We start from the raw sequence: 16128 nt of genomic DNA, 5'->3' as shown, positions 1-16128 counted from the left end.
TACTTTCGCAACACGCCCCAGGTCACTCGGACGGCGGGCGGAAGTGCGGGATGACCTTCGTGCCCCACTGGCGGATGGTCTCCAGGCAGGCCTCCTGGGGCACCGTGCCCATCTGGATCAGGCACATCACCTCGTCGACGCCGATCTCGCGCAGCCGCTCCACGTAGGCGATCGCGGTCGCGGCGTCGCCGTAGGCGTGGTCCGTGTTGTACGGGCCGGTGTCGACCGGGCGCGCCGGGACGTCCGCCTCGTGCAGCCGGGCCACCAGCTTCCGGCGCTCCTCCGCCAGCGCGCCCGTGTGGTCCTCGTCCTCCGCGTATCCGGTGGGCGCGGGGGCGCCGCCGTACCAGTGGGCGATCGACTCGGCGAAGAAGCGCTGACCGCGCGTGCCGAGCCGCAGGGCGCGCTGGGCGTCGTCCAGGACGACCGTCGGGCAGAGCGCCGAGAAGTGGTCGTTGACCTCGGTGGAGACGAACCGCGAACCGTCCCGGGCCGCGAGGGTCTCGTCGTACACCGCGCGCATGGCCCGCACGTCCTCGGCGCCCGCGAAGCCCATCACCAGGGCCCCGATGCCGAGTTCGGCCGCCTGTCGCAGGGAGTCGTGCTGCGAGCAGGCCATGAAGAGCGGCGGGTGCGGGTGCTGCACAGGACGCGGGAGGACCGCTCCGGGCCCGATGTCGAGGGAGCCGTGCCACTCGAACTCCGGCTCGCGCCAGGCCGCGGCGAAGATCCGCAGGGCCTCCTCCGTCTGCGGCCGGGTGTCGGCGGGGTCCACCCCGAACATCCGCATCTCCTGGCGGGTCGCGCCCCGGCCGGCGCCGACGTCGAGGCGCCCGCCGGAGAGCACGTCGAGCATCGCGGCGCGTTCGGCGACCCGGACCGGGTGCTGGTAGCCGAAGGGCATGGTGACCACGCCGTGCCCGACGCGGATCCTCCGGGTACGGGCGGCGACCCAGGTCAGGAAGATCTCGGACGCGCTCATGTGGGCGTACTTGGGTGAGGGAGTGGTGCTCGACCGCCCACACGCGGTCGAAGCCCATCTCCTCGGCGAGGACGGCCTGTTCGACGCAGTCGTGGATGACCGCGCGTTCGCGGGCGGGGGTGGGGTCGACGAGCTGCGCTTCGAAGATCATGGAGAACTTCACCGGGGGCTCCTCCCGTGGCGGCGGCCGGAAGAAAGACGGTCGTGCCTCATCTGGACGGTCGTGCCTGATCGAGCTATGCCGAATCGAAATACTTCTAGCAGGCATAGGTAGAGGAGGGAAGAGAGTCGTAGACTTCCCGCCGTGGTGGACGAAGAGACCGTGCCGGAGCTTCCCGCGACCAGCTGGGCCGTCCTCGGACTGCTCTCCTTCGGGAGGGAGTTGTCCGGGTACGACGTCAAGAAGTGGTCCGACCGGTCCCTCGGCCTCTTCTACTGGAGCCCGTCGTTCAGCCAGATCTACGGCGAGCTCAAACGGCTGGAGAAGACCGGTTACGCCGTCTCCCGCCTGGTCGCGCCGGAGAGCGGCACGCGCGACAAGCGCGTCTACCGCATCACCGACGAGGGCCTCGCCGCCGTCCGCTCCTGGGCCCGCAGCGCCCCCCTCGACCCGCCCGTCCTCAAGCACGGGCCGATGCTGCGGATCTGGCTGGGGCACCTCCTCGAAACCGACCGGATGCGCGAGATCCTGTCCGGACACCGGGAGTACGCGGAGTCCATGCGGCTGCGTGCCGAGGCCGACGCCGCGGACGCCGGGACCGACGAGGCGTGGGCGTACCCCCGGCTCACCCTGACCTGGGCCGAGCGGTACTACGCGGCCGAGCGCGACCTGGCCGAGGCCATGCTCGCGGACCTCGAACGGATGCAGAAGGAACGCCCGGGGCCGTCGGCCTGAGGAGACGCGCCCGGGGCCATGAGCCGCACGGGGCTCTGCGGGTGCCACGAGCTCTGCGGCGGCCACGGGCTCCGCGGGGGAGGGGCGACAACTCGCCACCGTCGTACGGGTGCAGGGGATATCGGTTGGCCCGACCCCGGACGCCCGGGGGATCATGAAGCCATGACCTCTCTCGTACGCCACGTGACCATCGACTGTGCCGACGCCTACTCCCTGGCGAGCTTCTGGGCCGTCGCCCTGGACGCGAAGCTCGCCGACGACGACCTGCCCGGAGACCCCGAGGCCACCGTAGAGTCGCCCGGCGCGAACCTCCTCTTCATCCAGGTCCCCGAGGCCAAGGAGGTCAAGAACCGCGTCCACCTCGACCTCCAGCCGCAGGACCGCACCCGCGACGAGGAGATCGAGCGGCTGCTCTCCCTCGGCGCCACGCTGCTCGACGACCGGCGGAACGCCGACGGCACCGGCTGGGCGACCCTCGCCGACCCGGAGGGCAACGAGTTCTGCGTCGAGCGCAGCGCGGCGGAGCGCGCCGCGGCCTCCTGACGCCGGCCTCCTGAGCGGTGACGGCACCCGGCGCACCGCGCCGGGTCCAGAATGGACGGGTGCCGAACACTGCCAGCAAGAAGAAGACCCAGGTGAGCGCCGGGCCCGAGCGGCGTCGTGAGCTCCTCGACACGGCGGCCGAGGTCTTCGCCGCCCAGGGGTACAACGCCACCACCGTCCGCAAGATCGCGGACGCCGCCGGCATGCTCGCCGGCAGCCTCTACTACCACTTCGACTCCAAGGAGTCGATGCTCGACGAGATCCTCTCCAGCTTCCTGAACGAGCTGTGGCAGGGGTACGACGCCGTCCTCGGCGCCGGGCTCGGCCCCCGCGAGACCATCGAGGCCCTCGTCACCGAGTCCTTCCGGGAGATCGACCGGCACCGCGCCGCCGTCGCGATCTACCAGAAGGAGTCCCGGCACCTCACCGACCTGCCCCGCTTCCAGTACCTCGTGGAATCGCAGGAGAGGTTCGAGAAGGCCTGGCTCGGCACCCTGGAGCGGGGCGTCGCGGCCGGCGTGTTCCGCGCCGACCTCGACGTCCGGCTGACCTACCGCTTCGTGCGCGACACGGTCTGGGTCGCCGCGTCCTGGTACCGGCCCGGCGGACAGCACAGCCCCGAGGAGATCGCCCGCCAGTACCTGACGATGGTCCTGGACGGAGTCGCCGTACGGGCGTGACGGCTGTGAGGTCTCCCACGTCGGGGCGTCCGGGCCTGGCCTGATCCGTCCGGGCATCGGTCGGGCGGGGCGGGAAGGTCCTGAGGCGCACTATTGTTCCGGTAGAGACATCCGGAGTGCGTATCGCGTGTTCCGGGACAAGCAGCCGGGGCCCGCATCGCGCAGGTGCGGGCCCCGGCTGTGCCGCGAGCACCGGCCAGGAAGGCACGCATGACCCGCTCCGAACGCCCCCACAAGCGCGGCCCCCGCACCGCCCAGGCGAAGTCCACGTCACAGCCGAAGGCCTCCCGCGGTGGCCGTCGTCCCACCGCGCCCCCGCCGCCGAGCGAGTTCACCCCGCCGGAGACGGTGACGCCCGCGCTCCCCGCGGTGTCCTCCTTCGCCGACCTGGACATGCCCGAGGGCCTCCTGCGGATCCTGGGCGAGCAGGGTGTGACGGAGCCGTTCCCGATCCAGGCCGCGACCCTGCCGAACTCCCTCGCCGGGCGCGACGTCCTCGGCCGGGGCCGCACCGGCTCCGGCAAGACCCTCGCCTTCGGCCTCGCGCTCCTCGCCCGCACCGCCGGCCGCCGCGCCGAGCCGACCGCGCCCCTCGCGCTGGTCCTGGTGCCCACCCGTGAGCTCGCGCAGCAGGTCACCGACGCCCTCACCCCGTACGCCGGCTCCCTGCGCCTGCGGATCACCACGGTCGTCGGCGGCATGTCGATCTCCCGGCAGTCCTCCGCGCTGCGCCGTGGCGCCGAGGTCCTCATCGCCACGCCCGGCCGCCTCATGGACCTCATCGACCGCGGCGACTGCCGGCTCGACCAGGTGGCGATCACGGTCCTCGACGAGGCCGACCAGATGGCCGACATGGGCTTCCTGCCGCAGGTCACCAAGCTGCTCAAGCAGGTCGAGCCGGGCGGCCAGCGGCTGCTCTTCTCGGCGACGCTCGACCGGAACATCGACAAGCTCGTCAAGATGTTCCTGGACGACCCGGTCGTGCACTCGGTCGACCCCTCGGCCGGCGCGGTGACGACCATGGAGCACCACGTCCTGTACGTGATGGACGAGACCGACAAGAAGGCCGTCACGCTGAAGATCGCGGCCCGCGACGGCCGGACGATCCTCTTCCTCGACACCAAGCGGTCCGTGGACCGGCTGGTCAAGCGGCTCCTCGCCAACGGTGTGCGGGCCTCCGGCCTGCACGGCGGCCGTTCGCAGCCGCAGCGCAACCGGACCCTGGACCAGTTCAAGACCGGCCAGGTCACCACGCTCGTCGCGACGAACGTGGCGGCCCGCGGCATCCACGTCGACGACCTCGACATGGTCGTCAACGTCGACCCGCCGATGGACCACAAGGACTACCTGCACCGCGGCGGCCGCACCGCCCGCGCCGGCGAGTCCGGCAGCGTCTTCACGCTGGTCCTGCCGGAGCAGAAGCGGGACATGGGCCGGCTGATGTCGAACGCCGGGATCAGCCCGCGCACGGCGCAGGTCAAGTCCAGCGACCAGCACCTGACCGACCTCACCGGCGCCCGCGAGCCCTCCGGCGTCCCGGTCGTCATCGAGACGCCGCAGCCGACCCCGCCGCGCAAGCCGGCGGGAGCCGGCGGCAGCGGGGGCGGCCGCGGCCGTCGCCGCCGTCCCGCGTCCGCCGGCGGCGGTACGGGCACGGCCACGGCCACGTCGGCCGGGTCGGGGCGCGCCTCCGCCTCCGGTACGTCCACGGGTCGTGGTTCCGGTGCGGGGCGCGGCTCCGGCGCGGGTCGGGGCTCCGGCTCCGGCGCGGGTGCCGGGCGCGGTGCCGCCGCCGGGGCCGGAGCCGCCCGCGGCGGGCGTCAGGCGTCGAGCACGAGCCGTTCCCGTAGCGCCAGCACGTCGCGGAACTCCAGGCCGAGGCCGACGGACACGTAACGGAGCAGGCTTCCGTAAGAGACCCGGACCTGGTCGAGGGCGGTGTCGAGGTACTCCGGACGCACCTCCTGGAGCGGCACGATCAGGTCCGGGTTCTGCATGTACCCGCCCTGCCGGAGCCCCTCGCGCACCTTGGCGTCGTAGGCGGCGCGGATGGTGTTCGAGGCGAGGTAGTCGCCGCGGGCCGCCGCCGTCGGCACGCCCAGCAGGGTGAGCAGGAGGTAGCCGGTCCAGCCGGTGCGGTCCTTGCCCGAGGTGCAGTGCAGGAGCAGCGGCCCCCGGCGGCGGTCGGCGAGGTCCCGCAGGGTCTGCGCGAAGGCGGCCCGGTTCGCGGGGTCGGTGACGAAGGTCCGGTACACCTCGCTCATGAAGGCGGCGGCCCGGCCGCCGCCGAGCATCTCCTCCTGCCGCACCGGGTCGCGGGAGCCGATCGCGGCCGTCAGCCGCCCGAAGAGACCGTTGTCGGTGATGGGCCGGGCGACCGCGACGGCACCGGCCGGGACGCGGTCGGCGCCGTCGTACGAGACCTCCAGCGGGATCCGCAGGTCGACGACCGTGCCGAGACCCAGCCCGGCGAGCGTGGCGAGGTCGGCGTCGGTGAGCTTCGCGAGGTGGTCGCCCCGGTAGGCGAGCCCGTGGCGGACCCGGCCGCCGTCGTAGGTGGCGTACCCGCCGAGATCACGGACGTTGACCGCGCCCTGGAGCGGGATCTGGCGGATGGTGTTCCGGGGCGCTCGCGGATGCGCGTGGGCCTGGGCGTTCGTCGGCAGCGCCGCGAACAGGGCGGCGGCGCCGGTCGTGGTGAGCAGCGCGCGTCGGGACAGGGGCATGGCGGGACTCCCTCATGGACGTACGGACTGTCGGACGTACGACTGACGGGCGGACGGGCCCACCAAACGTTTGTTAGGCGACTGGGGAGGAAGGTAGCAGCCGCCGGGGCCGTACGGGAGGGTCCTGCTCGCGCGGGACGCACCGCGCGTGGGGGAGCGCGTCCGCCGGGAGGGCTCAGCCGCGCCGTGGAGCCGTCCATTCCAGGCGGGTCCTGACCCGGGCGTCCCGGACGTGTTCGAGCGCGGCGAGGGCGGTCTCGCGCGCCGCGCCCTCCGGGTCGCCGTCCGCCAGTACCGCCGCCAACGCGTCCACGGCGCGCGGGTCCTGACGGATCGCCAGCCCCCGGGCCGCCTCCGCCGCCGTCTCCGGATCGTCGTCGCCCAGCCGCTCCGCCAGCCCCTCCCGGACGAGCGGGGAGTCGTCGGGCAGCTCGGCGAGGGCCAGCGTCGCCCAGTCCCGCACCCGCGAGTCGCCGTCCCGGCTCAGCGCCAGGAGCACCCCGAGGGCCTCGGTGTGCCCCGCCGGCACGAGCCCGGCCAGCGCCCCCGCGACCGCCCGCCGCACCGCCGCCTCGGGGTGCCCGGCCGCCGCGAGCAGCTCCGGCACGGCCGCCGGGTCCCCGCACTCCCCGAGCGCGAGCACCGTCGACAGCAGGGGCTCCCGCGCCGCGGGCACGGCCTCCATGCCCACGGCCTCCGAGGCCAGCCGCCGCAGCACCGGCAGCGCGCTCGCCCCGAAGCCCGGCAGCGCGCCGAGCACCCGCGCGCCGAGCGCCCGGCGCAGCGGGTCGCGGTAGGCGCACCAGCCCGCCGCCGTCACGAAGGTCTCCTCGTCGGCCCGGCCGGCCAGTTCGGCCACCGCCGTCGTCCAGGCGTCGAGCTCCGGGTCCCCGCAGCGCAGCGCCCGCGCCGCGAGCTCCTCGTGCGGGGTGCGCAGCCCCATCGCCGCCTCCAGGAGCGTGGCGATCGCCGCGTGACCGGTCTGCCGCTCGTCGCCGCGGGTGGGCGCGCCGTCCTCGCGCAGCAGCTCGACGACGACCGTCACCCCGCCGTCCTCCCGGACCCGGCGGACGACCGCCTCGTACGTCTGCCCGCCGTCGTTCCCCGCGACGAGCCCCCGCCGCAGCTCGGCCGCGATGTCCGCGCCGATCCACCGCCGCGCCTCCCGCAGCGCGGCCTCCCGGGCCCCCGCCCCGTGGTCGAGGAGCGCCCGCACACAGGCGGCGGAGCCGCGCCGGGCGGCGGCGACCAGCGGCACGAAGCCGTCGGGCCCCGGCCGGTCCGGGTCGGCCCCGTGCTCCAGGAGCACCCGCGCCGTCTCGGCGTGCCCGAGCCGGAGCGCCCAGGCGAGCGCCGTGAAGCCGAACTCCTCCTCCTGGTCCGCCTCCGCGCCGGCCGCGAGCAGCGCCCGGACGACCTCGGCGTGCCCGCCGCAGGCCGCCCCGCACAGCGGCAGGTCCCCGTCCTCCTCGCCGCTGCGGCGCCCGGGATCGGCCCCGGCGGCGAGGAGCACCCGGACGATCCCGGGCTCGTCGCCGACGGCCGCGCGGTACAGCGCGGTCTCCCCGTCCTCCCGGCCCTCGGGGTCCGCCCCGCTCCGCAGGGCCCGTACGGCCCCGTCCTCGTCACCGGCCCGGATGGCGTCGAACAACGTACTCATGCGCCGACCCTGACGCGCCGTCCGCACCTGGCGCAAATCCGTTCCCCGTACGGGCGTCAGGCCGCGCACTCCAGGACCGAGCCGCACACCCCGCACCGTGCCCGCAGACTCCGTCCCGCCGGGACCCGCAGGCGCTGGAGGCAGACCGGGCAGGCGAAGGAGACGCCGGCCGCCGGGGCGCCGCCGTCGAAGGCGTACGGGGCTCCCGCCGCGGCCCCGCCCCGGCGCCGCTCCCTGCCGTACCGCCGCCGCTCCGCCCAGCCCGCCCCGGCGAGCGGCGGCTGCCGCAGCTCCCGCGCCGCCTCGGCCCGGCCGCGTACCCACGCCTCGTAGGCCACCGCGCTCGTGAACCACGGCGAGGGGTCCTCCCCGAAGACCTCGGCCCGCTTGGCGAGGACGTAGCCGAACTCCTCCGGGGTCAGATAGCCGAGCCTCTGGCTCTCGACCCCGTCCTGGCGGTACGCGTCGAGGAGCAGCCAGCCCGCGCCCAGGTAGGTGGTCACGACGTCGGTGAGGATCTCGTTCTCCCGGATGCCGGGGAAGCCGAGCCCGAGCCGGTGCAGCAGGACGTGGGTGATCTCGTGGGCGAGGGCCGCGCCGATGTCCCGGCGGCGGGTCCTGAAGCGGTCGTTGAGTTCGACGAAGTACTCGGGCCCGGCGGCGAGCTCGACGGTGGCCGCGTGCTCCATGGGGCGGAAACTCGCCACGATGCGGGCGTCGGGGAGCCGGAGGTGGTGGACCAGCGCGCGGGCCACGCGCTGGGTGCCCAGATGGAGGTCCTCGTCGTCGCCGATCTCCATGTCGGCGGCGGGCACGCTCACCGGAAACCGGTGCACACCGTCGGTGGACAGGCGCCGGTAGAGCGCGGTGAGCGACGCCCGGACCGCCGCGCGGTGCGGGAAGCCGTGGCCGACACGGTCGGCCCCCTGACGGTTCGGCATACCGGATCCCCCCTCCCGTCCACTGTACGGTCCCCTCACCGGTTCTGGCCGAAAAGGCTTTCTTGTGGCGGCAGTTGAGCGCTGTCCATAATCCGGACATGGCTTGACGGGCGCATGTCATTCCCGTCGGGCTCAACCCCCCATGGAAAAAGGAGCACGCGTGAAGAAGAACCGCCTGGTCAGCGCCCTCCAGAAACTCGCCGCCGCCGGCGCCGTCGTCCTGGCCGCCGTCAGCCTCCAGCCCACCACCGCCTCCGCCGCCCCGGCGCCCGTCGTCGGCGGCGTGCGCGCCGCCCAGGGCGAGTTCCCCTGGATGGTCAGGCTCTCGATGGGCTGCGGCGGCTCGATGCTGACCCCGCAGATCGTCCTCACCGCCGCCCACTGCGTGAGCGGCTCCGGCAACAACACGAGCATCACCGCCACCGCCGGCGTCGTGGACCTGCAGAGCAGCAGCGCGATCAAGGTCAGGTCCACCAAGGTCCTCCAGGCCCCCGGCTACAACGGCACGGGCAAGGACTGGGCCCTGATCAAGCTCGCCTCGCCGATCACCTCGGTCCCCACCCTGAAGATCGCCGAGACGACCGCGTACAACAGCGGCACGTTCACCGTGGCCGGCTGGGGCGGCACCCGTGAGGGCGGCGCGCAGCAGCGCTACCTGCGCAAGGCGAACGTCCCGTTCGTCTCGGACGCCTCCTGCCAGGCCTCGTACGGCAGCTCCCTCGTCCCCGCCGAGGAGATCTGCGCCGGGTACGACCAGGGCGGGGTCGACACCTGCCAGGGTGACTCCGGCGGCCCGATGTTCCGCAAGGACAACGCCGGTGCCTGGATCCAGGTCGGCATCGTGAGCTGGGGCGAGGGCTGTGCCCGGGCCGGCTACCCCGGCGTCTACACGGAGGTCTCGACCTTCGCCGCCGCGATCAAGTCGGCCGCGGCCACGCTGTAGCCGCGCCGCAGCGCGGACGGCAGGGAAGCCGAGGTGTACGGAGACGGTGGCCGTCCCCGTACACCTCGGTCCCGTCGGTCCGGCCGGTACGTCCCCGGTCCCGTCGGCCCACCCGTATGCCCCCGGTCCGGTCAGTCCAGCCGTACGTCCCCGGCCCCGCCCGCCAGCTCCAGGACCCACACCTCGTTGGCGCCCTCGCGCAGCACCGGGCCGGGCACGAACAGGGACTCCTGCGGGCCGGCGTTCCAGTACCGGCCCAGACAGAAGCCGTTGACCCAGACGAACCCGCGGGTCGCGCCCGGCAGGGACAGCGCCGCATCCCCGGGCCCGGTCACCTCCAGCACCGCCCGGTGCAGACCGGGGCCGTCGCTCCCGGCCGCGGCGGCCTCCCCGGTCACCTCCCGGAACGGCACCTTCGCCACCGCCGCCGCCTCGAAGGCGTCCAGCCGCAGGCCCCGGGCCCGGAAGCCGTGCAGGTACTGCCGCTCGTGCCGCACCCCACCCGCGATCCCCTTCGGCTCCGCGAGCCGCGGCCCGTAGTTGACCCGCCCCAGCGCCTCCACCCAAAGGTCCACCACGGCGGGCCCGGCGACCGGCTCCGCCAGCGCCGCGTCCTCGGCGTCGAGGACCCCCGCCAGGACCCCGTCCACGTACACCGTCGCCCGGTCCCGCAGCCCCGTCACGCCCAGCGCGTACGGCTGCCGCGGCCCCGGGACCTCGACCCGGTAGCGGACCAGGCCCCGGTCCACACCCAGCTCCTCGAAGGACGGCGGCACCGGCGCCCGCGTCTCCTCGTCGCCGAGCACCTCCAGGACCTCGTCGAGCGGCGCCCGTTCGCCGAGGACGCCCCGCACCGGGGCCGCGAGCCGCGCCGGCGGCGCGGGCACCTCGGGCAGCGGCCCCGCCGCGTACTCCGCCAGCACCTCGCGGAACCGCCAGAACTTCTCCGTCGGCCGTCCCGCCTCGTCCACCGGCGCGTCGTAGTCGTACGAGGTCACCGTCGCCCGCAGCGGCCCGTCGTGCAGCTCACCCGCCCGGTTCGCCCCCGCCCAGCCGCCGAAGTTGGTCCCGCCGTGCGCCATGTACACATTGACCGACGCCCCGCACTCCAGGATCTCCCGCAGCGCCGCCGCCGCGTCCGCCGCGTCCCGCACCGCGTGCTCCGTGCCCCAGTGGTCGAACCAGCCGCACCAGAACTCCATGCACATCAGCGGCCCCGAGGGCTGGTGGCGCCGCAGCGTCGCGAAGCCCTCCCGCGCCCCCGAGCCGAAGTTCGCCGTGGCCAGCACCCCCGGCACCGAACCACCCGTCAGCATGTGGTCCTCGGGACCGTCCGAGGTGAACAGCGGCACGCTCACCCCGCACGCCCGCAACAGCTCCGCCAGCCACAGCAGATAGCCCAGGTCGCTGCCGTAACTCCCGTACTCGTTCTCCACCTGCACCAGCACCACCGGACCGCCCCGGTCGATCTGCCGCTCCACCACCTGCGGCAGCAGCCGCCGGAACCAGCCGTCCACCGCCGCCAGGAACTCCGGGTCGAGCGTCCGCACCCGCCGCCCCAGCGGCCCCGTCAGCCAGTGCGGCAGCCCGCCGTTCTCCCACTCGGCGCAGATGTACGGACCCGGGCGGACGATCGCGCGCATCCCGGCCCGCCCCACCGCGTCCAGGAACCGGCCGAGGGCGTCCGCGTCCGCGTACCGCCCCGGCTCCGGCTCGTGCAGGTTCCAGGGGACGTACGTCTCGACGCAGTCGAGCCCCATCGCCCGCAGCATCCCGAGCCGGTGCTCCCACTGCCCCTCGTGCACCCGGAAGTAGTGCAGAGCCCCCGAGAGGAGGCGCACCGGCCGCCCGTCGAGCAGAAAGTCCTCGTCACCCACAGCGAACGTGCTCATGGCCTCACCCTCGCCCTCTGGCGGCGAGCCGGTCCATGGACAAAGATCGTCGCAGTTTGGACGTTACGGAGGGGCCCGCAGCATGTACCACACCTGGATGCGCTACTTCACGCCCAGCCCCGTCCACCACCGCCTCGGCCTCGTCTGCCTCGGCGTCGGACTCCAGCACGGCACCCTCCCCACCGTCGGACCACGCACCCTCGACCACCACGTCGCCGTCGTCGTCTCCGCCGGCAGCGGCTGGTACCGCGGCGCCGACGGCCGCCGCACCGCCGTCACCGCCCCCGCCCTGATCTGGCTCACCCCCGGCACCCCCCACCACTACGCCGCCGACCCCGGCACCGGCTGGGACGAGGCCTTCGTCGACTTCTCGGGACCCGCCACCGCCACCTACACCGAGCTCGGCTACATCGAGCCCGACCGGCCCGTCGTGCCCCTCTCCGACGCCACCCCCGCCCGCGCCGCCATCGGCCGCATCGCCAGGGCCGCCCGCCCCGGCAACCCGCTCCTGGAGGTCGAGACCGGCGCCGCCGTCCACGAGCTGCTCGTCGCCCTGCGCCGGGCCCGCGCCGACACCAACGCCGACGGCGACCCCGTCCTCGCCGCCCTCGCCCGCGACGCCTTCCAGCCCCTCTCCGTCGCCGAACACGCGGCCCGGCACGGCATGACCGCCGCCGAACTGCGCACCGCCGTCCGCCGCGCCGCCGGCTGCAGCCCCAAGGACTACCTGCTCACCGTCCGCCTCGGCCGCGCCAAGGAACTCCTCGCCGCCACCGAGCTCCCCGTCGCGGCCGTCGCCCGCCGCGTCGGCTACGACGACCCCGCCTACTTCTCCCGGCTCTTCACCCGCCGCGTCGGCACCGCCCCCATCCGCTTCCGCGAGCAGCAGGGGCGGTCCGTCCACGGCGGCTGGAGCAACCGCGTACCGGATCCCGAACACCCGCCCACCATCCTGCCGAGATCCGTCTAAGCTCGCAGATCATGAGCGACTCCACCCCGTCCCGCCCGGTCGACGACTCCGTACGGGCCGACCTGACCCGGCTCCGCGAGAGCATCGACAACATCGACGCCGCGGTCGTGTACATGCTCGCCGAGCGCTTCAAGTGCACCCAGCAGGTCGGCGTCCTCAAGGCGGAGCACAAGCTGCCGCCCGCCGACCCCGCCCGCGAGGCCCGCCAGATCGCCCGGCTGCGGGAACTGGCCGAGAGCGCGAAACTGGACCCGGCCTTCGCGGAGAAGCTCCTCAACTTCATCATCGCCGAGGTCATCCGCCACCACGAGACGATCGCGGACGGAGCACGCTGATGGCACGCGTCACGGTCTTCACGCTCGGCGGGACCATCTCCGCGCGGGGCGGAGACGCGGCCCGCATGACCGGCCAGGAGGTCCTCGCCGAGCTGGGCGCGCCCGAGGACGTCGTCCTCCGAGACTTCCGGCGCGTCCCCAGCTCCTCCCTCACCCACGAGGACCTCGCCGACCTGGCGGAGGAGGTACGCAAGACCGTCGCCGAGGGCTCCGGCGTGGTCGTCGTCCAGGGCACGGACACCCTGGAGGAGACCGCCTTCCTCCTCGACCTGCTCTGCACCACCGAGCAGCCCGTCGCCGTCACCGGCGCCATGCGCCGCCCCGACCTGCCCGGCGCCGACGGCCCCGCCAACCTCGCCGCCGCGCTCGCCGTCGCCGCCGACCCCGCCTGCCGGAACCTCGGCGTCCTCGTCGTCCTCGGCGACGAGATCCACGCCGCCCGCCTCGCCCGCAAGACCCACACGACCTCGGTCACCACCTTCGCCTCGCCCGGCGCGGGACCGATCGGCACCGTCGTCGAGGGCGAGCCCCGGATCCTGCTCCGCCCCGCCGTCCCCGCCGCGCTCTGCCCGCTGACCTTCGACCCGTCGGTACGAGTGGCCCTCCTGACGCTCTCCCAGGGCGACCGCGGCGAACTCCTCGAAGCCGTCGACGACCGCTTCCACGGCCTCGTCGTCGCCGCCTTCGGCGCCGGCCACGTCCCCGCCTGGTTCGTCGAGCCGCTCGCCGAGCTGGCCCGCCGCATCCCGGTCGTCCTGGCGTCCCGCACGGGCGGCGGAGCGACCCTCTCGCACACCTACCGCGGCCCCGGCTCCGAGTACGACCTCCTGCACCACGGACTGATCCCCGCGGGCCCCCTCGACCCCGCCAAGGCCCGGATCCTCCTCCAGGCCCTGCTCTCCAGCGGCGCGGCCGGCCCCACCGGCTACGACCGCCCCCGCCTCACGGCCGCCTTCGCCCACCTGAACGGCTCCGGACTCGCCTGATCACGAGAAACGCACCACCCCTGCCCGACGCGCGAGGCATCGGGCAGCATAGGGCCCATGTCCGTACTGACGCGCGACGAAGCGCAGACCCGTGCCCAGCTCCTCGACGTCCACCACTACCGCGTGGACCTCGACCTCACCACCGGCGACGAGACCTTCCGCTCACACAGCAGCGTCCGCTTCACGGCCCGCACCGCGGGGGACACCTTCGTCGAGCTCAAGCCCGAGACCCTGCACTCCGCCACCCTCGATGGCGAGGCCCTCGACCCCGCCGCCCTCGACGGCAACCGCCTCCCGCTCACCCTCACCGAGGGCGAGCACGAGCTCAGCGTCACCACGACCATGCGGTACTCCCGCACGGGCGAGGGCATGCACCGCTTCACGGACCCCACCGACGGCGAGTCGTACGTCTACACCCAGCTGTTCATGGAAGACGTCCAGCGCGTCTTCGCCGCCTTCGACCAGCCCGACCTGAAGGCCGTCTTCGAGCTCGGCGTCACCGCCCCCGAGGGCTGGACCGTCCTCTCCAACGGCATCACCGAGCAGCAGCCCGACGGCCGCTGGCAGGCCGCCCCCACCCCGCTGCTCTCCACCTACTTCGTCTGCGTCGCCGCCGGCCCCTGGCACTCGGTCCGCACCGAACACGCCGGGCTCCCCTTCGGCATCCACTGCCGCCGCTCCCTCGCCCCCCACCTCGACGCCGACGCCGACGAGATCCTCGCCGTCACCAAGGCCTGCTACGACCGCTTCCACGAGAAGTTCGACGAGCCGTACCCCTTCGACTCGTACGACCAGGCCTTCGTCCCCGAGTTCAACGCCGGCGCGATGGAGAACCCCGGACTCGTCACCTTCCGCGACGAGTTCGTCTTCCGCTCCGCCGTCACCGTCACCGAGCGGCAGACCCGGGCCATGGTCATCGCCCACGAGATGGCCCACATGTGGTTCGGCGACCTCGTCACCCTGCGCTGGTGGGACGACATCTGGCTGAACGAGTCCTTCGCCGAGTACATGGGCTTCCAGACCGTCAACGAGGCCTGCGCCGACCTCTTCCCCGACACCTGGGTCGACTTCGGCGTCACCCGCAAGGCCTGGGGCTACGAGGCCGACCAGCGGCCCTCCACCCACCCCGTCGCCCCGGACCCGGAAGCCGTCCCCGACACCGCCTCCGCACTCCTCAACTTCGACGGCATCTCCTACGCCAAGGGCGCCTCCGCCCTCCGCCAGCTCGTCGCCTGGCTCGGCGAGAAGGACTTCCTCGCCGGCATCAACATCCACTTCAAGCGCCACAAGTTCGGCAACGCCACCCTCGCCGACTTCATCGACAACCTCGCCGCCGCCACCGACCGCGACGTCCACGGCTGGGCCGAACAGTGGCTGCGCACCACGGGCGTCGACACCCTCACCCCGCGCCTCCACGGCGAGGGCACCCGCTGGCAGCTCACCGTCGACCGCGACGGCAGCCGCCCGCACCACATCGAGGCCGGCGTCTACGACCGGCACCCCGACGGCGAACTCACCCTCCGCGAGCGCCTCGCCCTCGACATCCCGCAGACCGCCCCCGCCGAACTGACGGGCCCGCGCCCCGCGCTCGTCACCCTCAACGACGGCGACCTCACCTACGCCAAGCTGCGCTTCGACGAGGTCTCGAAGGAGACCGTCCTGCGCGGCCTCTCCGCCGTCCCCGACGCGCTCACCCGCGCCGTGATCTGGAACGCGCTGCGGGACATGGTCCGCGACGGCGAACTCACCCCCGGCGAGTACCTGGCGACGGCCCTCGCGCACCTGCCCGAGGAGACCGAACTCTCCCTCGTCCAGGGCGTTCTGGCCTTCGCCCGCACCCAGATCGCCGACCGGTACGTCACCGAGGACGAGCGCCCCGCCGCCCTCGCGACCATCGGCGAGATCGCCCGCGCCCTGCTCCGCCGCACCGAGGACGGCGAGGCCCCGGGCCTGCGCCTCACGGCGGTCCGCACCTACGTCGACAGCGCCACCACCCCCGCGAAGATCGCCTCCTGGCTGGAGGAGGGCACCGTCCACGGCGGCCCCGAGCTCGACCCCGAGCTGCGCTGGCGGATCCTCGCCCGCCTCGCCGTCCTCGGCGCCACCGACGAGACGGTGATCGCCGCGGAGCTGGAGCGCGACCCGAGCGCCACCGGCCAGGAAGGCGCCGCCCGCTGCCGGGCCGCACTCCCGACGGCGGAGGCGAAGACGGCGGCCTGGTCGGCCCTGTTCGACACGGACGACCTCTCCAACTACCTCTTCACGGCCACGGCCCAGGGCTTCTGGCAGCCGGAGCAGGCGGAGCTCGTACGCGAGTACGTCACCCGCTTCTACGCCGACGCCACCGCCCTCGGCGCCCGCCGCGGCGCCGCCATGGCCGAGGCCGCCGGCCGCTACGCCTTCCCGTCGTACGCGATCGACGCCGAGTCCCTGGCCCTCGGCGAGTCCCACCTGACCGCCGACACCATGATCCCGGCCCTCCACCGCAAGCTCGTCGACCAGCTCGACGACCTCCGCCGAGCCCTGACCGTCCGCGGCGCCTGACGGCCCGGGCGCGGGGCGGCCACCACCGCCC

13 protein-coding genes and 1 pseudogene are annotated in these 16128 nt (G+C 74.0%); 9 read left to right on the top strand and 5 right to left on the bottom strand.

Going from position 1 to position 16128, the window contains the following annotated elements; genetic code table 11:
- Nucleotides 1-22: 22 nt before the first annotated feature.
- Nucleotides 23-1145, bottom strand: a pseudogene (locus tag ACF08F_RS04100) (LLM class flavin-dependent oxidoreductase).
- A gap of 141 nt (nt 1146-1286) precedes the next feature.
- Between ACF08F_RS04100 and ACF08F_RS04095 the strand changes: the two are divergent.
- From ACF08F_RS04095 to ACF08F_RS04080, 4 genes are all read left to right on the top strand, one after another.
- Nucleotides 1287-1877 (top strand): PadR family transcriptional regulator, encoded by a 591-nt coding sequence (locus ACF08F_RS04095; protein WP_392296930.1) that lies wholly within the window; start codon nt 1287-1289, stop codon nt 1875-1877.
- A 162-nt stretch (nt 1878-2039) separates the two neighbouring features.
- On the top strand, nt 2040-2420 hold the full coding sequence (locus ACF08F_RS04090; RefSeq protein WP_392296929.1) for a VOC family protein: 381 nt from the start codon (nt 2040-2042) through the stop codon (nt 2418-2420).
- 59 nt (nt 2421-2479) lie between these two features.
- Nucleotides 2480-3100: a TetR/AcrR family transcriptional regulator gene (locus ACF08F_RS04085; protein ID WP_392296928.1), complete on the top strand. Its 621-nt coding sequence runs from the start codon at nt 2480-2482 to the stop codon at nt 3098-3100.
- Nucleotides 3101-3310: 210 nt separating this feature from the next.
- Nucleotides 3311-4996 (top strand): DEAD/DEAH box helicase, encoded by a 1686-nt coding sequence (locus ACF08F_RS04080; protein WP_392296927.1) that lies wholly within the window; start codon nt 3311-3313, stop codon nt 4994-4996.
- Here ACF08F_RS04080 and ACF08F_RS04075 read toward each other — a convergent pair.
- From ACF08F_RS04075 to ACF08F_RS04065, 3 genes are all read right to left on the bottom strand, one after another.
- Nucleotides 4921-5826 (bottom strand): tyrosine-protein phosphatase, encoded by a 906-nt coding sequence (locus tag ACF08F_RS04075; RefSeq protein ID WP_392296926.1) that lies wholly within the window; start codon nt 5824-5826, stop codon nt 4921-4923. The two genes, ACF08F_RS04080 and ACF08F_RS04075, sit on opposite strands and share 76 nt — an antisense overlap.
- 175 nt (nt 5827-6001) lie before the next feature.
- A complete protein-coding gene (locus tag ACF08F_RS04070; RefSeq protein WP_392296925.1) occupies nt 6002-7486 on the bottom strand; it encodes an ankyrin repeat domain-containing protein in 1485 nt (494 codons plus the stop codon).
- A gap of 56 nt (nt 7487-7542) precedes the next feature.
- Nucleotides 7543-8427, bottom strand: coding sequence for a hypothetical protein (locus ACF08F_RS04065; protein WP_392296924.1), 885 nt, complete (start codon nt 8425-8427; stop codon nt 7543-7545).
- Between the two features lie 160 nt (nt 8428-8587).
- On the opposite strand from ACF08F_RS04065, the gene ACF08F_RS04060 reads away from it, so the two are divergent.
- A complete protein-coding gene (locus ACF08F_RS04060) occupies nt 8588-9370 on the top strand; it encodes a S1 family peptidase (protein WP_392296923.1) in 783 nt (260 codons plus the stop codon).
- A 131-nt stretch (nt 9371-9501) separates the two neighbouring features.
- Here the strand turns inward: ACF08F_RS04060 and ACF08F_RS04055 are convergent, their stop codons facing one another.
- On the bottom strand, nt 9502-11262 hold the full coding sequence (locus ACF08F_RS04055; protein WP_392296922.1) for a beta-galactosidase family protein: 1761 nt from the start codon (nt 11260-11262) through the stop codon (nt 9502-9504).
- Between the two features lie 82 nt (nt 11263-11344).
- Between ACF08F_RS04055 and ACF08F_RS04050 the strand changes: the two genes are divergently transcribed.
- The 4 genes from ACF08F_RS04050 to pepN are packed head-to-tail and all read left to right on the top strand — an operon-like array spanning nt 11345 to nt 16097.
- Complete coding sequence (locus ACF08F_RS04050; RefSeq protein ID WP_392296921.1) at nt 11345-12232, top strand: AraC family transcriptional regulator; 888 nt, start codon at nt 11345-11347, stop codon at nt 12230-12232.
- Between the two features lie 11 nt (nt 12233-12243).
- Complete coding sequence (locus ACF08F_RS04045; protein WP_392296920.1) at nt 12244-12567, top strand: chorismate mutase; 324 nt, start codon at nt 12244-12246, stop codon at nt 12565-12567.
- Nucleotides 12567-13553: an asparaginase gene (locus ACF08F_RS04040; protein WP_392296919.1), complete on the top strand. Its 987-nt coding sequence runs from the start codon at nt 12567-12569 to the stop codon at nt 13551-13553. The genes ACF08F_RS04045 and ACF08F_RS04040 overlap by 1 nt, the downstream gene beginning before the upstream one ends.
- A 57-nt stretch (nt 13554-13610) precedes the next feature.
- Nucleotides 13611-16097, top strand: coding sequence for an aminopeptidase N (gene pepN, locus ACF08F_RS04035; protein ID WP_392296918.1), 2487 nt, complete (start codon nt 13611-13613; stop codon nt 16095-16097).
- Nucleotides 16098-16128: the final 31 nt, after the last annotated feature.

This window comes from Streptomyces sp. NPDC015130, assembly GCF_043080005.1.
Classification (GTDB): Bacteria; Actinomycetota; Actinomycetes; order Streptomycetales; family Streptomycetaceae; genus Streptomyces.
This window is presented reverse-complemented; position numbering and strand designations above follow the sequence as displayed.